Here is a 16,978-nt window from a genome sequence, read left to right as displayed (position 1 = left end):
GGATCTCTCCACACATCAGCAGACGCAAGGAGAGACGGAAATGGTAGTCCGAGACGAGGCTCGCCGGGACTGGCGGGACCACGCGCAGTGCGCGGGCGAGGAGCACGAGTTGTTCTTCCCGGCCGGTGACTTCGGCCCGGCCCACGACCGCCAGGTCGCGCGGGCGCTCGCCGTCTGCGCCGGCTGCCCCGTGCGGGCCGCCTGCCTGGCCTGGTCGGTCGAGGAGCTGCCGTACGGCATCGCGGGTGGCCGGACCGCCGAGGAGCGTGGCCGGATGCGGCGGAATCGACGTCGGCGTGTGCGGCGCGGGCGGGTTGTCCGGCCGCGCCCGTTCCGGCGCCGGATCCGAGCGGCGGAGGACGGCCGCGCCGAGCTGGCCGCGGGCAGCGCGCGCACGGTCGTCGCGCACCGGTACGGAGTCTCGCTGCGAACCGTCGAACGGTGGGCGTCCGAGGCCCGGGCCGAGATCGGCGGTGGCTCGCGATGAGCATCGTCGGAGAGCCCACACCGCGCGAGCGTCTGGCTCACCGCGTCCGCAGCCAGATCCGGCGGCTGGCCGTCGACGGCTTCGGGGCGCACGAGACCACGGCACCGATCGGAGACTCCGGGTTCACCCGCCCGGGGCTCGACGACCCGATGGCCGGGCTGCGGGCGGCCGTGCTGACCCGCAACGTCGCTGAGGCGACGATCCACGACAGTGCCGTCGACGTCCGCGCGGCGGGCCGGACCTGGGACGAGGTCGCGGAGGCACTCGGCATCGAGGACGACGATCGCTTCGCCCCGCGGGGTGAGCGCGCGTTCGAGGAGGTCGTCGGGCTCCCCGACCTGTTCGCGCTCGCCTCCGTGCGCTGGACCTGCACCACGTGCGGACGGCGGGTATCGGAATCCGGTCCCTACGAGTCGCACCCCGACGACAACGAGCACGGCCATGACGAGGTCTGCGACCGCCGCGTCCGTGCGGTCGCCGCCTGGCGGGTCCGGGCGGGGGAGGGCCGATGACCACGACCGCTCTCATCCTCGCCGTCCTGCTGACCACGGCAGCGCTGGTGTGGCGTCGCGGCGCGCGAGGCGCTGCGTTCGCGATCGCACTCGTCGCCGTCCTACCGGCCGTGACCTTGACTTCGGGCCTGTTGACAGTCGTGTCGTGGCCTGGCCTCGCTGTGGTCACAGTGCTGCTCGCGGCCGTCGGTTGGCACCGGTGGGCACGGACCTCGTCGACCATCACCCGATGGTCGGCCCGGGCCCGTCGCAAGGCCAGCGTCGCGTCGACTCTGGACGTCGTCCGCCATGCCGGGACGGTCGCCGTCCGGCGGCGGGCGGGGACGGTCCGTCCGTCACTGTCCGGACTGCGCTGGTGGGCGTGGAGCCGGTTCCCGACCGCGGCCGTCGCGGTCGAGCTGTGCCGCTCTGGCGTCCAGCGGGTGTGGTCGTCCATCGAGGACGTCACCATCATCTTCGGCGGGCCGCGCACCGGGAAGACCGGCTGGCTCGCCGGAAGGGTGCTCGACGCACCGGGAGCCGTTCTGGTCACCAGCACCCGCACCGACCTGTACGAGCTGTGCGCTCCGCTGCGTGCCGAGAGCGGCCCGGTCTACGTCTTCAACCCGGTCGGGCTCGGCGACCTGACGTCGTCCATCACGTTCGATCCGCTGACCGGCTGCTCCGATCCCGTGACGGCCTCGGAGCGGGCGACCGACATGATCGCCGCAACCACCCGCGCCAGTTCCGGGGACCGCGAGTTCTGGGACGGTCAGGCCCGCCGCGTGCTGGCCGCGTTCCTGCACGCCGCCGCGCTCGGTGGCGCGTCGATCCGCGACGTCCTCGACTGGGTCGCCGACGCCGACCGCGCCGCACGGGACGTCCCCGCGCTGCTGCGGAAGTCCGGTGTGGAGGCGTTCGTTCAGGACGCCCAGCAGTTCATCACCACCAACGACCGCACCCGATCGTCGATCACCTCGGCCGTCATGCCGGCCCTCGGCTGGCTGACCAACCCGGCCGCCGCCGCGTCCGCGGTCCCGGGCCACGGGTTCGACGTCGCCGACCTCCTCGAGACCCGGGCGACGGTGTTCCTGCTCGGTGCCGAGGAGGCCCAGACTGGGCCGCTGGTGTGCGCCCTCACTGGGCATATCGCCCGCGAGGCGCGGCGGCTGGCGGCGGCCCGGCCGTCCGGTCGGCTCGACCCGCCGCTGACGCTCGCGCTCGACGAGGCCGCGCTGATCTCCCCGGTGCCGCTCGACTCCTGGACCGCCGACATGGGTGGACGCGGTGTGACGATCCTGGCCTGCTTCCAGTCCCGGGCGCAGCTGCTCGGCCGGTGGGGCGAGCACCGGACGGCGACGATCCTCAACAACACCGGCGCCGTCATGGTGTTCGGCGGTACCCGGGATCGCGACGACCTGCAGTTCTGGTCGACCCTCGCCGGAGAGCGCGACGAACCGGTCACGACGACCGACCTGCACGGCCGTGTCGCTTCCCGCAGCGTCCGGAAGGTTCCGGTCCTCGCCCCGGCCCAGATCGCGAACCTGCCGGCAGGGCGCGTCGTCCTGATTCGGCGCGGGATCGCGCCGGTCGTCGGTCGGGTCCGGATGGCCTGGGCCCGTCGCGACGTGCGAGGCCGCGCCCGTCGCCTCGCCCGTGTCGACGTCGTCGCCGCCCGTGCGAGCCGTGTCGACGACCTGCGCCTGGTGCGCGACACCGTCGCTGAGCGGGTCCTCAGCCGAGCCGCGCGCCGCTGGCCGGACCGGTTCGCCGACCGCGCCGCACGGTTGTGCGACGTCAACGCGATGTTCCGCGAGCTGCGCCGCATCCACCGCGGTACACCCCCTGAGTCGACGCCGGTCGAGGGCCCGCGAGCAGGGAACGACGCCGGAGGTGAGCGATGAACCGGGACGCTTGGCACAGGGAGATCGAAGCGCTGGAACGTCGCCTCCAGACGTTGCTCGCCGCAGGTGACCGGGCGACCGAGGCGGACCGCGTGGCGTGGGAGGCGGATCAGGACCGCCTGCTCGACCGCCTCGGCGTACAGGACGCTGCAGACTGCACTGCCCGGACCGGCGCGCGGGGGGCAGCTGCGGGAAGCGCCGCGTCCTGTGCCGACGAGTTCGCGTGGGCTGGCAGTGACTACCCCGATCTGGATGCGCTCGAAGCCGGCCTCCTGGACGTTCAGCAGGCGGTCGAGGCTTCCTACGCCCACGGGGAGGACGCCCGGTACTACCGCCACTCCGGTCGCGCGGACGCGGACCAGCCCGACGACGGGTGGGACCGGTGAGCACGCGTCGTCACCCGCAGCCGCCCGGCGAAGGGCCGGGACTACCCGATGACCTCGCCGCTGGTCTCGCCCTGCAGATCCACAACCTCGGCCGACGCCTCGACGAGCTCGACGGTCTGCCTACCCGCGTCGACGATGTGACCCGGCTCGTCGGTCAGCTCACCGACACCGTCACGGCTGTCGCGGCCCGCAGAGGTCCGGCCCCCGCGCCGTCCTGGCTGATGGCGCCGGGTGACCCGCAGGAGGTGCGGTCGTTGCTCGACCAGCTCTGCGCCTGGCTGGCCGCGATCTTCCTCCGCTATCCGGACGGCGCGTCGTGCCTGCCCGAGTGCTGGCTCTGGCACCCCGACGTCGTCGAGGAGCTGTTGTGGCTCATGCACGCCTGGGGCAACGCCTACCAGGGCGCCGGGGCGTCCGTCGGTGCCGCGGGGGACTGGCACGACCGGCAGCGGCCGGGCGTCGTCAACCGGATCCGGCGCTCGGCCGGGTCGTGCTCCCGGGAGGCCCACCAGACCCGGCAGGGCTGGAGCCGACCACAGTCCGCGGCGCCCGACGTGCCGGGGACCGACGGGCTCGACGCCGTCGCCGACTGGTGGGCGACGCGCCGCGAGGACGCCGCACCCGAACCCGCGGACCCCACGGGCGGAGATGACCGACGATGACTGCATCGAAGCCTGATGTCCCGCCCGCCGGGCGGGCCGCGCGCATGGCGATCTGGCTGCCCGGCCTCGCCGTCGCACTGGCGGCCGCGGTCGCCACCGCGCACGGCCTCTACGAGGTCGCGGTCGCCGCGCGGGTTCCGGCTGCGCTCGCCTGGCTCTACCCGGTGATGACCGACGGTCTCGCCCTCGTCGCCTACGCGGCCACCGCCAGGCTGCGCGCAGGTGCCGCCCGCTACGCCTGGGCGGTCGTGGTTCTTGCCGCCGGTCTCTCCGGGCTGGCGCAGGCCGCGTTCCTCGCCGGGGACACCGCCGTCTCCACCCCGCCGATGCTGCGGTTCGGGGTGGGGGCGTGGCCGGCGGTAGCCGCCGCGATCGTGGCGCACCTGCTGTACCTGCTCGCCACCGACGGCGGATCGGTCGACCATCGGGTGTCCGACCGTACGGAGGCGCCCGACCGTTCAACGGGACAGCGGACAGCCGTTCAGCCCGGGACGTCGGGTTGTACGCCCGCACCCGCGGTTCCGGCCCGCACCGAGCCGCGGCCCGTTCAGCATCCGGTGCCCGCACGACCGGCGCCCGTCCCGCCGGTCCTCACCCCACCGGCACCGCGACCGGCGGACCGCCGCACCGGTGCTGCACCGGCCCGGGAGCGCGCCCGGACTGCCGCCGAGGCGCACCGCGCCCGAACCCGCGAGTGGCCGACCGTCTCCGAGGTCGAGACCGCGGCGGGCGTCTCCCGCGGGACTGCCGCCGCGGCGCTCAAGGAGCTCCGCGAGCTGCCCACCCCACTCCACCTCGTCACCGAACAGGCTACCGACACCGAGGACCAGCAGGCCCGGCCATGACCGACACACGTTCTCGCTTCACCGCCCGCGCGTTTCCGCGCCCCGCGACCCCGCACAGCGCCAGTCCACACCTCGACTACTCCAACCGAAGTACAAGAACGTCAAGATCAACGGCAGCACACCGATGCATCACGATCCGAGGGCGCGTGCCGGCCTCCGGCCGACCGCGGACCTGCCTTCCGCGACTCACGCGGTCCCGGACCCGTTCCATGATCGTTTCGGGATGGTCCTGATGCTGAGCATCTCCTCGGGCTATAGCCCCGAGTACCTCCTCAAGGAGGTCGCGACCGGCCGCGAGAGCTACTACACCGGCGCCGTTCTCGACGGGGAGCCACCGGGGCGCTGGTGGGGCGCGGGAGCCGAGAAGCTCGGCCTCACCGGGCTCGTCGATGCCCAGGACATGCGCGCCGTCTATGAGCGGTTCCTCGACCCGCGCGACGAGCACTTCCGTGACCCGGACCGGTGGGACGAGGCCGCCACCCTCGGCCATACCGGGCGCCGCTACGCCACCGAGGACGACCTGTACGCCGCCGCTCTTGAACGTGAGCCGGACGCGAGCCCTGAACGACGGGCTGAACTCCGTACGGAGGCGGGCAAGGCCGCCCGGCACAACGTGGCCTTCCTGGACGTGACGTTCAGCGTTCAGAAGTCGGTGACCCTGCTGCACACCGCGTTCGAAGCGAAGGAGGTCGCGGCCCGCAGGGACGGCGACGAGGAGACCGCCGAGCACCCGGTGGTCGCGGCCGTCGCCGCGGGCCTGGTACTGGTCCACCCCTCCGCGCGCCCTGCGCCGGTGGCTGGAGCGGCAGGATCCGTCCGGGGAGTCGACGTTCCTCACCGACCCCGGGCCGTGGCAGGAGGGGACGGCCGCCGACCTGGTCGGGGGAGCGCGGTGACGCGGGCCGTGGACACCTCCCTCGGGTGCCCGCCGGATTCGCCCCGGCTGTGGTCCCCGGGGCGCGCCGCCCGTCCTCAGTGGACGAGGGCGTGCAGGGCGTCGGTGAACACGGCGACCACGGTGTCCCGGTCGACCTGCTCCGGGTCGGTGCCGTACTCGAGCACCAGGCCGAGCCGCAGCGACTGCATGGTCAGGGCGAGCTGCGCGGGCGGGACGGCCGGGGTGCGGCCGAGCCGGTCGCAGGCCCGCTCCAGGGCCGCGGCCAGCTCGTCGCGCAGGCTCCGCCGGACCTCGGTGTAGACCGCCCGCACCTCCGGGTCGTACGCCGCCTGCTGGGCGATCTCGACCAGCAGCCGGGCCCAGGTGGGGCCGGCGACGATCCCGTCGGCGAACACCTCGGCGATGTCCTCCAGCGCCCGGCCGGGCCGGTCCCGTGCCTGCAGCTCCGCGGCGCTCGTCGCGAGGTGGGCACTGACGCGCTGCTCGATCAGCTCGGCCAGCAGGGCGTGCTTGCTCGCGAAGTTGGAGTACACCGCCCCCTTGGTGAATCCCGCCGCGCGGGCGATCTCGTCGAGGCGGGCCGCCGCGTAGCCGCGCTGCGCGAACACCTCGGCGGCGGCGTCGAGCAGCCGGCTGCGCACCTCGTCCCGCTTCACCCGGGGGACCGGGCCCGCGTTCACCACGTCCGTACCTCCACGTCCACTCACGGCCCACACGACACCGGCGGTATCGGACCGGCGGGACCTGTTCAGTACCTTGAAGTATCGAATACTACTCGGTATCGTTACAGGTGAATCAGCCGAGAGAGCGGAGGAGCCATGACCGACCTGCTCGACCTGTCCGCCCGGATCATCGACACCGGTGTGCGCGACGTCGCGGTGAACCGCACGAACCAGGAGCTGTCCGAGGTCGCCGAGGACGTCGCCGTCGTCGAGTCCTTCTCGCACTGCGTCGTCGTCCGCACGGACGAGGGTCTGGTGCTGTTCGACGCGAGCGGCGCCGGTACCGGCGCCGAGGTCGTCGACGCCGTCCGCCGGTGGAGCGACGAGCCGGTGCACACCCTCGTCTACACCCACGGGCACCTCGACCACGTCGGCGGGAGCGGTGCGGTCCTCGCCGACGCCGCCCGCCGCGGCCACCCGGCGCCGCGCGTGATCGCGCACGAGAACGTGCCGGGCCGGCTGTCCCGCTACCGGGGCACCGCCGGGTACAACATGCTGATCAACATGCGCCAGTTCGGCTGGCTGATGGACCCGGGCCGGACGGGCGGGACCGGTTCGGACGAGCTGCGGCCGTCGTTCGACGCCGCGCCGAGGGAGTTCGTGCCCTCCGACGTGGCCCTGCCCGACACCCTCGTCGGTGACGCGCTCGACCTCTCGGTCGGCGGGCTCGACATCGGGTTCCGGCACGCGCGGGGCGAGACCGACGACCACCTCTGGTCCTGGCTGCCCGGAAAGCGTGCGGTCAGCACGGGCGACCTGCTCATCTGGAACTTCCCGAACGCGGGCAACCCGCAGAAGGTGCAGCGCTACCCCGACGAGTGGGCCACCGCGCTGCGGGCGATCGTGGCCGAGGAACCGGAGCTGCTGCTCCCGGCGCACGGCCTGCCGATCGGCGGACGGGATCGGATCGCCGCGGTGCTCGGCGAGACAGCCGACGTCCTGGACGCGCTCGTGGCCCAGACCCTGGAGCTGATGAACGCCGGCGCTCCGCTCGACACCGTCCTGCACACCGTCTCCGTGCCGGAGGTGACGCTGGCCAAGCCCTTCCTCCAGCCGCTCTACGACGAGCCCGAGTTCGTCGTGCGCAACATCTGGCGGCTCTACGGCGGCTGGTACGACGGCAACCCGGCCCGGCTCAAGCCCGCCGCGGACGCGGCCGTCGCCGCCGAGGTGGCCGGGCTCGCCGGCGGGGCCGCGGTCCTGGTGGAGCGGGCGGAGGAGAGCGTGGCCGCAGGGGACCTGCGCCTGGCCCGTCAGCTGGTGGAGTGGGCCGCCGGTGCCGCGCCCGACGACGCGGGCGTGCAGCGGGCACGAGCTTCGGTGTACGCGACCTGCAGTGAGGCCGAGGGCTCCCTGATGGCGAGGGGGATCTTCGCGTTCGAGTCGACGGTGTCCGCGGGCCGGGGGACCGGGGCGTGATCGGCGGCGACCTGCTGCGCCGGGGAGCGCACCGCACGGCGCTGCGGGTGCTGCTCGGGGGACTCGCGCTCTGGGTCGCCACGGTGGTGGTCACCTGGACCACGCAGAACCCCACGCTGATCCCGACCGTCATCCTGCTCGGCTCCTTCCTGGTGCCGGTGGCCTTCGTCCTGTGGGCGGTCGACTCGGGCACCGAGCACGTGGCCGTGCGCGACGTCGTGCTCGCCTTCGTCGTCGGCGGCGTACTGGGGATCCTGGGCGCCTCGCTGCTGGAGACCCGGTTGCTCCAGGGCGGCGGACCGGTACTCGGCATGCTCGGGGTGGGGCTGATCGAGGAGCTGATGAAGCTCGGCGCGGTCTGGCTGCTCGCCCGGCGGCTCTCCGGCTACACGGTCCGCGACGGCGCGGTGTTCGGCGCGGCGGTCGGGCTCGGCTTCGCCGCGTTCGAGTCCGCGGGGTACGCGTTCAACGCCGCGCTCGGCCTGGGCGGCCTGGACCTGCGTGCCCTCGTCGAGACCGAGATCCTTCGCGGCCTGCTCGCCCCGGTCGGTCACGGGCTGTGGACCGCGGTCCTCGGGGCGACGCTGTTCGCCGCCGCCCGTGCGGCAGGACGGCTGCGGGTGACCGGCCCGGTGGTCGGCTGGTACCTGGTGGTGTCGCTGCTGCACGCCGTCTGGAACCTCTCCGGCGGGATCGCGGCCGTCGTCGTCTGGTTCCGCACCGCGCAGGTCTGGCAGTACCAGCTGCTCGCCGCCGGGCGGCTGCCCTCGCCGACCCCGGAGCAGGCCCACCTGTTCACACTCTGCTCGTGGGCGATCATGGTGATCGTCGCGGGGCTCGGCCTCGCCTGCCTGCGGCGCGTCCTCCCGCGGTCGCGCCCGGGCACGGGCCATCCGACGCAGGACGAGAGGACCGACGCATGACCATGTCCGACGACGTGCTGAGCGCCGTGTCCGGGGTGGGGAACACGGCGGTGTTCATCGCGGCCCTGCGCGCCGCGGGCCTCGGGCACCCCGACCGTCTGATCGAGTCCGACCCGATCGCCGAGGCGGTGACGGCGGCGGTCGGCGACGCACCCGTATCCCGGTTGTGGCGCGCCGCGGACGGCTCGCCCTCGGTGCTCGCCGACGCCCTGCGCGACTACGTCGCGATGCGGACCCGGTACTTCGACGAGCGGGTGCACTCCGCCGTCGACGAGGGGGTCCGGCAGATCGTCGTGCTCGGCGCGGGACTCGACGGCCGGGCCCACCGGATGCGGCTGCCGGACGCCACGATCTTCGAGATCGACGCACCCGAGGTCCTGCGGGCGAAGCGGCTGCTGGCCGAGAGCCGGAATCTCACGCCCACCACGTACGCGGTGCCGGTGCCCACCGACCTGCGCGACGGCGACTGGCCGGACGCGCTGCAGGCTGCCGGGTACGACCGGGACCTGCCCGCACTCTGGCTGGCCGAGGGCCTGCTGTTCTATCTCGCACCGGAGGACTGCGCCGCCCTGCTCGCCGCGGTCGGGGCGCTGAGCGCGCCGGGTTCGGCCTTCGCGACCGAGTACCCGCAGGGGGACCTGGCCGGAGCGCTCGACGACATCGACGGCGGGGCGGCGACCCGGGACATGATCGCCGCATTCGTGCAGGCGGGCCCGCAGCTGCCGCCGCAGCAGTGGTTCGCCGGCGCGGGATGGTCGGCGACCGCCCGGGACGTCGCGGACTGGGCGCGTGCGCTCGGCCGGACCCCGCCGGACTGGAGCACCTGGGACACCTTCACCTGGTGGTTCGCCACAGCCGACCCGGGACCGGGACGATGAGGCGACTGCAGGGTCGCGGGCGACTCGGATCGTCCACCAGGCCGACGCCGAGCCCACTCACGTGTGATCGACTCTGACCCGCAGTGCACATGGTGCCGCCGGTGTGGCGCGACCGGGTCCACCTTCAGGCGCCGTTCTCGGCCCGACCCTGTGTCCAGTCGTGATTCACGAAGGCGCCGGCGGCGTCGGAGAGGTGACGCCCACGGACCGTGAACAAGCCGATCGTTCGGGAAGGCGGCCGGCGCAGCCTTCTGACGACGACATTCCCGACTGCTGCTTCGGCTGTCATGCGTGGAACGAGTGCCACGCCGAGATTGCTCGCCACGAGCTTCTCGGGGGTGCTGCACTCATGGAGGATGTGAGCCTCGTGCTCTTCGGCTCGCAGGAGTGAGACGAGGACCTCGCGGACGACCGACCCACGGGGATAGCTGACGAACCGTTCGCCGACGAGGTCCTTCGGGTCGAGCCGATCGTGGCGGGTCAGCCGATGCCCGGTGGGTACGGCGACGACGAGCTCCTCGACGAAGAGTGGTCGCCGTTCCAGCGCGGTCGAGCCGTCGCCGAGTCGATCGTCGCTGAGGGCGAGGTCGATGGTGCCCTCGCGCAGACTGCGCAGCATCTCTACCGGCGTCGCCTCGTGGATGGCGACATCCACCTGGGGAAAACGGTGGTGGAACCGGGGTAGCTCGCGGGTGAGCAGCGTGGTCACGTGCGAGTTCAGAGCGCCGACGACGGTGGTGCCACTCGGGGCGTCCGGTTCGTCCTGGACCGCGATCCGTGCGCGTTCGACCTCGGCGAGGATGACCTCGGCGCGGGCGAGGAGACGCTCACCGGCGGCCGCGAGCACGACGCGTCTTCCGTGACGTTCGAAGAGGTCCACTCCGAGTTCGCGCTCGAGCGCGCTGACCTGTTGGGACAGCGCAGGCTGTGCGACGTTCAGTCGTTCGGCGGCTCTGGTGAAGTGCGACAACCGTGCCGCTTCGACGAAGTGCCTCAGCTGTCTGAGTTCCATCCGTCAACGTCTCCACGGTGTGATCGTCGCGGTGAACCGGTCGCCGGAGGCCTGTCCGGAGACTCCGAGCGCCGTCGGCCGGTGAGTCGATGGTGTCGCCGCAGAGTGGTTGCTGCGATCCGCACATCGGGTCCGTTCGCCCGGCGAGGGGGTCGGGTCCGGGCGAGGCGACCCGGTGGCCGGTGGCGGGCTCACCGCTCGTCTGCGATCACCGGATCGCCGCCGCTCCAGGAGTGCCACAGCTGCGCGTACAGTCCATCCACTGTGGTCAGTTCGGCGTGGGTGCCGACCTGTACGACTCGCCCGCCGTCCATGACGACGATCCGGTCGCAGGTCGCGGCCTGTGAGAGCCGGTGCGCGATCACCAGTCCTGCCCGTCCTCGCAGCGCAGCCTCCGAGCAGCGGTCGAGCAGCTCGGCCTTGCTCGACCCGGCCTCCGCGGTCGCCTCGTCGAAGATCGCCAGTTCGGGGTCGGCGAGCAGCGCCCTCGTCAGCGCGACCTGCTGGGACTGCGCCGAGGTCAGCGTGTGCCCGGCCGCTCCCAGGGTCGTGTCCAGACCGTCGGGCAGCAGACCGAGCAATGCCGCCGCGCCGGTCGTGTCCAGTGCGGCGACGATCCGGGCGTCGTCTGCGTCCGGTGCTGCCAGGGCCAGGTTCTCCCGCAGGGTGCCGGCGAAGACGTGGGCGTCCTGGGTGATCAGGATCGTGTGATCAGGTCGGGTGACGGTGCCGTGGTCGGGTCGGTGGATCCCGGCGAGCAGGCTCGCGACCGTGGTCTTCCCTGCGCCGGACGCGCCGACCAGCGCGACCCGTTCACCGGGCCCCACGGTGAGGTCGATCCCGTGCAGCACCCGTGGTCCACCGGGGTAGCCGAAGCTGACGCCGTGCAGCCTGGCCACCGCGGTGTCCGCCGACGTCGCGGTCGGCGGCCCGGCCGGTCCGGCCGGTCCGTCGTGCGCGGGCACCGTGATCACGCCGACGATCCGGTTCAGCGCGGCGATGGCCGCCTGCAGGACATCGATCACCATCAGCAGCAGGGTGATCGGAGCGAACAGTCGCAGGAAGAACAGCATCGCTGTGGTCGCGGTGCCGACGGTCGAGGTCCCGGCTCCGATCAGCAGGCAGCCGGTGATCAGGATTGCGGACAGGCCCAGGTACTCGGCCAGGTTCAGCCGTCCGACGAACATGTTCTGCACGGTGCGGGCACGCATGGTGTGGCGCAGCATCGTCCACGATGCCTCGATCACCCGGTCGTGGCGGTGCGGGCCGAGTCCGTAGGCCTGCACGGTCTGGAATCCGTGCAGCGACTCCAGAATCTGCTGGGCGCGTGCACCCGCCGCGGCTCGCTGTGCCGCGTAGATCCTCGGCGCGGTGGCGAGGTACCAGCGCAGAGCGACCAGGTACACCGGCAGTGTCAGTGTCAGTGCGAGCCCGTACCTCCAGTCCAGCGCGGTCAGGCCGGCCAGCGCGACCACGATGGTGAACGCCGCCGAGGTGAGCGCGGGGATCACCCGTTGCGCGGACCCGGCGATCTGCGCGACGTCGTCGCTCGCGCGGGCGATCAGGTCACCGGTCCCGGACCGTTCCACGACGCTCTGTGGCAACCGCATCGCGTTGGCCACCAGCCGTTCGCGGAGCTCGGCCAGCATCGTCTGGTACAACCGACCCGCCAGCACGGCGGTGACAGCGGCTCCTGCCGCACCGGTCGTGGTCGCACCCACCATCGCGGCGATGCTCCACCCGACAGTGGTCGCGTCGGCGGTCCCGGCGGCGACGGAGTTGATGAGGCGGCCGAGTACCACCGGCATGGCGAGCTCGAGCGCGGCGCTGCCGAGCCCGCACAGCACGACGGCGAGGAGCCGGAGCCGGTGCCCGCGGCTCGCCCGCACGAGCTCACGCCATGTCTCGCTGCCGGTGGCGACGGGCAGGCCCCCGACCGCCGCCGGGTCCGCCGTCGCGCGGTCCGCTGTGGTCGTCACCGGGTCACCGGAGCCCTGGCGTGGACGACCGGCGGCCCAGCTCGACGACCCGGTCGCAGCCCTCGAGCAGTACCGGCGAGGTGGTGATCACCAGGGTCGACCGGCCCGCGCGCGCTGCGCGCAGCCGCTGGGCGATCGCAGTGCCGGTCACCGAGTCGACCGCAGTCGCCGGTTCGTGCAGGACCAGCACGGCGGGGTCGCGGGTGTAGGCCCTGGCCAGGGCCAGGCGCTGGCGCTGACCGCCGGAGAGCCGGTTGCCGTTCTCGCCGACCTCGGTGCTGAGGCCGTGGTCGGCGCCGAGGGTGAAGTCCTCGCAGGCGGCGGCCCACAGTGCCCCGGTCCGGCGCTCCGCCGGGACGCCGGGCAGGTCCAGGTTGTCGGCGACGGTCCCGCTGAACAGGCTCGCCTCGTGTGGCGCGACGAGGACCACCTCCCGGTAGCCCGCCGGATCCAGTCGCCCTGCCGGGTCGCCGTCGACCAGGACCGTCGTGGCGCCGTCACCGTCGCGGGGAGAGGTCAGCGCCTGGACGATCCCGGTGGCGGTCCGCTCGTCGGTGTGCAGCCCGAGCAGGTCCCCCGGGGCGAGGCGGACCGGGGCGTGCCCGTCGATGCTGATCTCCAGGGTCGGCAGGTGTGCGGGTGCCGGGGCAGGTGTCCGCACCGAGTGGTCGCCGGTTCCCGGGGCGCTGAGCAGCAGGTCCAGCACCCGTGCGCCGGAGCCCACCGCTGCCGCCCACACGGCGCCCGCGTTGGCGGTCAGCATGTTGAGCGGCGGCAGGAGTGCCTGGGTGAGCCCCGCGACCGCGATGAGCTCGTCGATGGTGATCGCCCCGGTGACCGCGAACCAGCCCGCCAGCCCGGCGACTGCGGCGACGAACACGCCGCCGATCGTGTTGCTCCCGGCGAGGTAGCGGCCGAGGGCGTCGGTGTTGCGGTACGCGCCGTCGAGGGCGGTCCGGCTCTCCCGGCGGTAGCGGCGGGTCGCCTCGTCCTCGGCTCGGATGCCCTTGATGACCCGGTAGCCGGTGACGAGGTCGGTGGCCCGGCCGACAGCGTCGGCGAGAAGTGCCTGGGCGTGCCGCGCAGTCCGTGCGAACGGTCCGCTCAGTGCGCCCATCAGCCAGACCACGACCGGTGCGCCCAGCAGCACCACGGTCCCGATAGGCCAGTGGATCATCAGCAGTGCCACCGCGATGAACGCGATCCCGGCCAGCTCGCCGACCGGGTAGACACCCAGGTTCACCGCTGTCGCGAGGCGGGTGACGTCGTTGGTCGTGGTGGACAGGAGCGATCCGTCGGCCTGTCGTACTCGTCCGTCGGGCGGGTGGAGGACCGTGCCGGACAGGGTGCTGCGCAGCCGGTGCTCGACCATCTGGACCGCTCGTGCGGCGAGCTGCGCGCTGAACCGTGTGCCCACGGCCAGGAACACGAAGTTCGCCCCGAGAAGTAGCAGCCATCCGGTCAGCTGGACGAAGTCGCCGCTCTGCAGCGCCCGGTCGATCGCCAGCCCCATGATCACCGGTACCAGCGCGGTGCAGGTGTGCTGGACGACGGCGAGCCCCGCAGCCGGGACCGTCAGCCTCGGCGACGAGGTGGCGACCCGGGCGGTGAACCGCCGCGCGCTGATCCGCCCGTCGACGGTGAACGGATCCACCGCGAGTGGGTCCGGCGGGACCTGCAGGAACACCGGAAACCGGCGGGTGAGCCGGCCGCGGCCGAGGTCCGCCGGGTCGGCGAGGCGGTCACCGCGCACGAGCTGCCTGGGAAGTCGTCATGTCATCCATCGCGATGGTCGGTGTGGGCGTCTGGCAGCCGTCCAGGGAAAAGGGCAGGCTAACCAAAGCGGACAGTGTCGACGAAGCGGACAAAGCGGTGACTCTACCCACACGAGTAAAGCTAGCCTAAACTAAGAGTCAAGATCTACTGTCCGTTCCCGGATCCCGCACCGGCATCGACCACCGCGTCGACCGTGCCACGACCGGCGGGACGCAACCCCGACGAAGACGGATGCGATGGCCACGAACCCGTTCGACGACGCCGACGGAAGCTTCTACGCACTGGTCAATCGCGAGGGTCAGTACTCGCTGTGGCCGACGTTCCAGGTGGTGCCGAGCGGGTGGACCGTCGCCCACGGCGAACCCGCGGGCAGACCGCGCCAGGAGGTTCTCGACTGGATCGAACGGACCTGGACCGACCTGCGCCCGCGATCGTTGCGGGACCGCGCCGACACCGCGAGTCCGTGACCGGGCCCGCCGCGACCGGTCCGCGGGACACGTCCGCAACGTCGCACTGATCGCCGATCCCGGGAGGAACCCGATGCTTCGCACCGTCCTCGGTGGAAAGATCCACCGCGCGACCGTGACCCAGGCCGACCTGCACTACGTCGGTTCGCTGACGCTCGACTCCACGCTGGCCGCCGCCGCCGGACTGGTCGAGGGCGAGAAGGTGCAGGTCGTCGACATCACCAACGGCGCGCGGCTCGAGACGTACGTGATCCTGGGCGAGCCCGATTCGGGCGTCATCTGTATCAACGGTGCCGCCGCCCACCTGGTCCACCCCGGCGACCTCGTCATCATCATCTCGTACCTGCTCGCCGAGGACGCCGAACTCGCCGGGCACGACCCGCGCGTCGTCCACGTCGACGCCGAGAACCGCATCGTCAAGCTCGGCGAGGACCCGGGTGAACCGGTGCCCGGGGCGACCGACCAGTTCGATTCCCGGGTCTCGTGAACCCCGCGGTGCCCGGGCCCGAGCCGCTCGTCCTCGACGGCGTCGTCGGATACCCCGAGGAGATCGCCGCCCGCTACCGGCGGGACGGCTACTGGATCGACCAGACGTTCTCCGAGATGTTGTTCGAGACCGTCGACCGGGTGCCCGACGACGTCGCGATCATCGCCGGGGACACGCGGTTGAGCTACGCCGAGCTCGGCGAGCGGGTGCTGCGGCTGGCCGCCGGATTCCGCGACCTGGGGATCGGGCGCGGCGACCGCGTCGTCGTCCAGTTGCCCAACGTCGGGGAGTTCGTTCCGCTGGTGTTCGGGTTGTTCGAGCTCGGCGCGATCCCGGTGCTGGCGCTCGCCGCGCACGAGCGCAGCGAGATCGCGCACTTCGCCGACCTGGCCGAGGCGCGTGCCTATGTGACCGTGGACCGGCACGACGGCGTCGACCTGGGCGCGCTGGCGGCGCAGATCGCGGAGTCCTCGCCGACCGTGGAACACACCGTCGTCCTGGACCGGTCCGGTGGGGGCGCGGCCCTCGAGACGCTGCTGGCTCACGACCCGCTGCCCCGCGAGCGTCGCTGCCTACCGGGAGACGTCGCGTTCCTGCAGCTCTCCGGTGGTACGACCGGGACATCGAAGCTCATCCCGCACACCCACGAGGGGTATCTCGGGTCGATGCGGCAGGCGGTGCGCGTGGGCGGGACCACCGCGTCGTCGGTCCAGCTGGTCGTGCTGCCGATGCCGCACAGCTTCGCGATGCGCTCCCCGGGGTTCCTGGGGGCCCTGCACGTCGGCGCCACCGTCGTCGTGGCTTCCGACCCGAGCCCGGACACGGCGTTCGCGCTGGTCGCCCGGCACGGGGTGACCGAGACCGCGCTGGTCCCGCCGCTGGCCCTGTTGTGGCTGAACTCGTCGCTGCGGCCGGAGACGGACCTGTCCAGCCTGCAGGTCGTCCGGGTCGGCGGCGCGAAGTTCGGCGCCGAGGCGGCCCGGCGCATCCGGGCGGAGCTGGGTGCGACGCTGCAACAGAGCTACGGCATGGCCGAGGGGTTGCACACGTTCACCGATCTCGACGCCGACGAGGAGACGATCACCACCCGGCAGGGCAGGCCGACCTCCGAGGCCGACGAGATCCTGGTCGTGGACGACGAGGACCGGCCGGTGCCCCCGGGCAGCCCCGGGCACCTGCTGACCCGCGGCCCGGCCACCGTGCGCGGCTACTACCGCACTCCCGCCCACGACGCGCAGGTCTTCACGGCGGACGGCTTCTACCGCGTCGGCGATCTCGTCGAGCAGGACGACCGCGGCTACCTCACGGTGGTGGGTCGGGCGAAGGACCAGATCAACCGGGGTGGCGAGAAGGTCGCGCCCGAGGAGGTCGAGAACCACCTCCTCGCCCACCCGGCGGTGCACGACGCCTCCGTCGTCGGGGTCCCGGACGACGCGCTGGGCGAGCGCACGAAGGCCTACCTCGTGCCGCGCCAGGGGATCGACCGGTCGGTGCTCACCGTCGCCGGGACCCGGTCGTTCCTGCGGGAGCGCGGGCTGGCGGCCTACAAGCTCCCCGACCTCGTCGAGGTCGTCGAGACGTTCCCGAGCACGGTGGCCGGCAAGGTCAGCAAGCGGGCTCAGCGAGCGAAGAAGGAGTGAAG

16 protein-coding genes and 1 pseudogene are annotated in these 16,978 nt (G+C 72.7%); 13 read left to right on the top strand and 4 right to left on the bottom strand.

Features of this window, described 5'->3' with window-relative positions; translation table 11 throughout:
* The first annotated feature begins 40 nt into the window (after positions 1–40).
* The 7 genes and pseudogenes from AD017_RS37320 to AD017_RS33215 form a co-directional block, all read left to right on the top strand.
* Complete coding sequence (locus AD017_RS37320) at positions 41–487, top strand: WhiB family transcriptional regulator (protein WP_082399066.1); 447 nt, start codon at positions 41–43, stop codon at positions 485–487.
* The gene (locus AD017_RS04885; protein ID WP_060573156.1) at positions 484–999 is read left to right on the top strand and encodes a hypothetical protein; all 516 of its coding nucleotides are present in this window, start codon (positions 484–486) and stop codon (positions 997–999) included. The genes AD017_RS37320 and AD017_RS04885 overlap by 4 nt, the downstream gene beginning before the upstream one ends.
* Positions 996–2,882 (top strand): type IV secretory system conjugative DNA transfer family protein, encoded by a 1,887-nt coding sequence (locus tag AD017_RS04880; RefSeq protein ID WP_082399065.1) that lies wholly within the window; start codon positions 996–998, stop codon positions 2,880–2,882. The genes AD017_RS04885 and AD017_RS04880 overlap by 4 nt, the downstream gene beginning before the upstream one ends.
* Positions 2,879–3,268: a hypothetical protein gene (locus tag AD017_RS04875; RefSeq protein WP_060573153.1), complete on the top strand. Its 390-nt coding sequence runs from the start codon at positions 2,879–2,881 to the stop codon at positions 3,266–3,268. The genes AD017_RS04880 and AD017_RS04875 overlap by 4 nt, the downstream gene beginning before the upstream one ends.
* Positions 3,265–3,930, top strand: coding sequence for a hypothetical protein (locus tag AD017_RS04870; protein ID WP_060576237.1), 666 nt, complete (start codon positions 3,265–3,267; stop codon positions 3,928–3,930). The genes AD017_RS04875 and AD017_RS04870 overlap by 4 nt, the downstream gene beginning before the upstream one ends.
* Positions 3,927–4,775, top strand: a complete 849-nt coding sequence (locus AD017_RS04865) for a hypothetical protein (protein WP_145982661.1) — start codon at positions 3,927–3,929, stop codon at positions 4,773–4,775. The genes AD017_RS04870 and AD017_RS04865 overlap by 4 nt, the downstream gene beginning before the upstream one ends.
* Positions 4,776–4,899: 124 nt before the next feature.
* Positions 4,900–5,403, top strand: a pseudogene (locus tag AD017_RS33215) (relaxase domain-containing protein); the annotation flags it as partial.
* A gap of 344 nt (positions 5,404–5,747) precedes the next feature.
* On the opposite strand, the gene AD017_RS04855 reads toward AD017_RS33215, so the two are convergent.
* Positions 5,748–6,380, bottom strand: a complete 633-nt coding sequence (locus AD017_RS04855) for a TetR/AcrR family transcriptional regulator (RefSeq protein WP_227012660.1) — start codon at positions 6,378–6,380, stop codon at positions 5,748–5,750.
* A 111-nt stretch (positions 6,381–6,491) separates the two neighbouring features.
* Between AD017_RS04855 and AD017_RS04850 the strand changes: the two genes are divergently transcribed.
* The 3 genes from AD017_RS04850 to AD017_RS04840 are packed head-to-tail and all read left to right on the top strand — an operon-like array spanning position 6,492 to position 9,615.
* A complete protein-coding gene (locus AD017_RS04850) occupies positions 6,492–7,814 on the top strand; it encodes an alkyl sulfatase dimerization domain-containing protein (protein ID WP_060573147.1) in 1,323 nt (440 codons plus the stop codon).
* Positions 7,811–8,737 (top strand): PrsW family intramembrane metalloprotease, encoded by a 927-nt coding sequence (locus AD017_RS04845; RefSeq protein WP_060573146.1) that lies wholly within the window; start codon positions 7,811–7,813, stop codon positions 8,735–8,737. The genes AD017_RS04850 and AD017_RS04845 overlap by 4 nt, the downstream gene beginning before the upstream one ends.
* The gene (locus tag AD017_RS04840; protein WP_010227746.1) at positions 8,734–9,615 is read left to right on the top strand and encodes an SAM-dependent methyltransferase; all 882 of its coding nucleotides are present in this window, start codon (positions 8,734–8,736) and stop codon (positions 9,613–9,615) included. Before AD017_RS04845 ends, AD017_RS04840 begins: the two co-directional genes overlap by 4 nt.
* A 124-nt stretch (positions 9,616–9,739) precedes the next feature.
* Here the strand turns inward: AD017_RS04840 and AD017_RS04835 are convergent, their stop codons facing one another.
* The 3 genes from AD017_RS04835 to AD017_RS04825 all read right to left on the bottom strand — a co-directional run bounded on the left by AD017_RS04835 (position 9,740) and on the right by AD017_RS04825 (position 14,359).
* A complete protein-coding gene (locus AD017_RS04835; RefSeq protein WP_060573143.1) occupies positions 9,740–10,627 on the bottom strand; it encodes a LysR family transcriptional regulator in 888 nt (295 codons plus the stop codon).
* A 191-nt stretch (positions 10,628–10,818) separates the two neighbouring features.
* The gene (locus AD017_RS04830; protein WP_060573141.1) at positions 10,819–12,606 is read right to left on the bottom strand and encodes an ABC transporter ATP-binding protein; all 1,788 of its coding nucleotides are present in this window, start codon (positions 12,604–12,606) and stop codon (positions 10,819–10,821) included.
* 4 nt (positions 12,607–12,610) lie between these two features.
* On the bottom strand, positions 12,611–14,359 hold the full coding sequence (locus AD017_RS04825; protein WP_145984103.1) for an ABC transporter ATP-binding protein: 1,749 nt from the start codon (positions 14,357–14,359) through the stop codon (positions 12,611–12,613).
* A gap of 259 nt (positions 14,360–14,618) precedes the next feature.
* Between AD017_RS04825 and AD017_RS04820 the strand changes: the two genes are divergently transcribed.
* The 3 genes from AD017_RS04820 (at position 14,619) to AD017_RS04810 (ending at position 16,976) form a co-directional block, all read left to right on the top strand.
* Entirely contained in the window at positions 14,619–14,849 is a 231-nt protein-coding gene (locus tag AD017_RS04820; protein WP_010227755.1) for an MbtH family protein, read from the top strand.
* Between the two features lie 73 nt (positions 14,850–14,922).
* Positions 14,923–15,336 carry an aspartate 1-decarboxylase gene (panD, locus tag AD017_RS04815; RefSeq protein WP_010227757.1) on the top strand — a complete coding sequence of 138 codons (414 nt, stop codon included), beginning with the start codon at positions 14,923–14,925 and terminating at the stop codon, positions 15,334–15,336.
* 8 nt (positions 15,337–15,344) lie between these two features.
* Positions 15,345–16,976 carry a (2,3-dihydroxybenzoyl)adenylate synthase gene (locus tag AD017_RS04810; RefSeq protein WP_227012659.1) on the top strand — a complete coding sequence of 544 codons (1,632 nt, stop codon included), beginning with the start codon at positions 15,345–15,347 and terminating at the stop codon, positions 16,974–16,976.
* Positions 16,977–16,978 lie beyond the last annotated feature (2 nt).

The sequence above is a fragment of the Pseudonocardia sp. EC080619-01 genome, assembly GCF_001420995.1.
In the GTDB taxonomy this organism is placed as follows: Bacteria; Actinomycetota; Actinomycetes; order Mycobacteriales; family Pseudonocardiaceae; genus Pseudonocardia.
The sequence above is the reverse complement of the archived record's forward strand: the minus strand, read 5'-3'. Positions and strand labels throughout refer to the sequence as shown.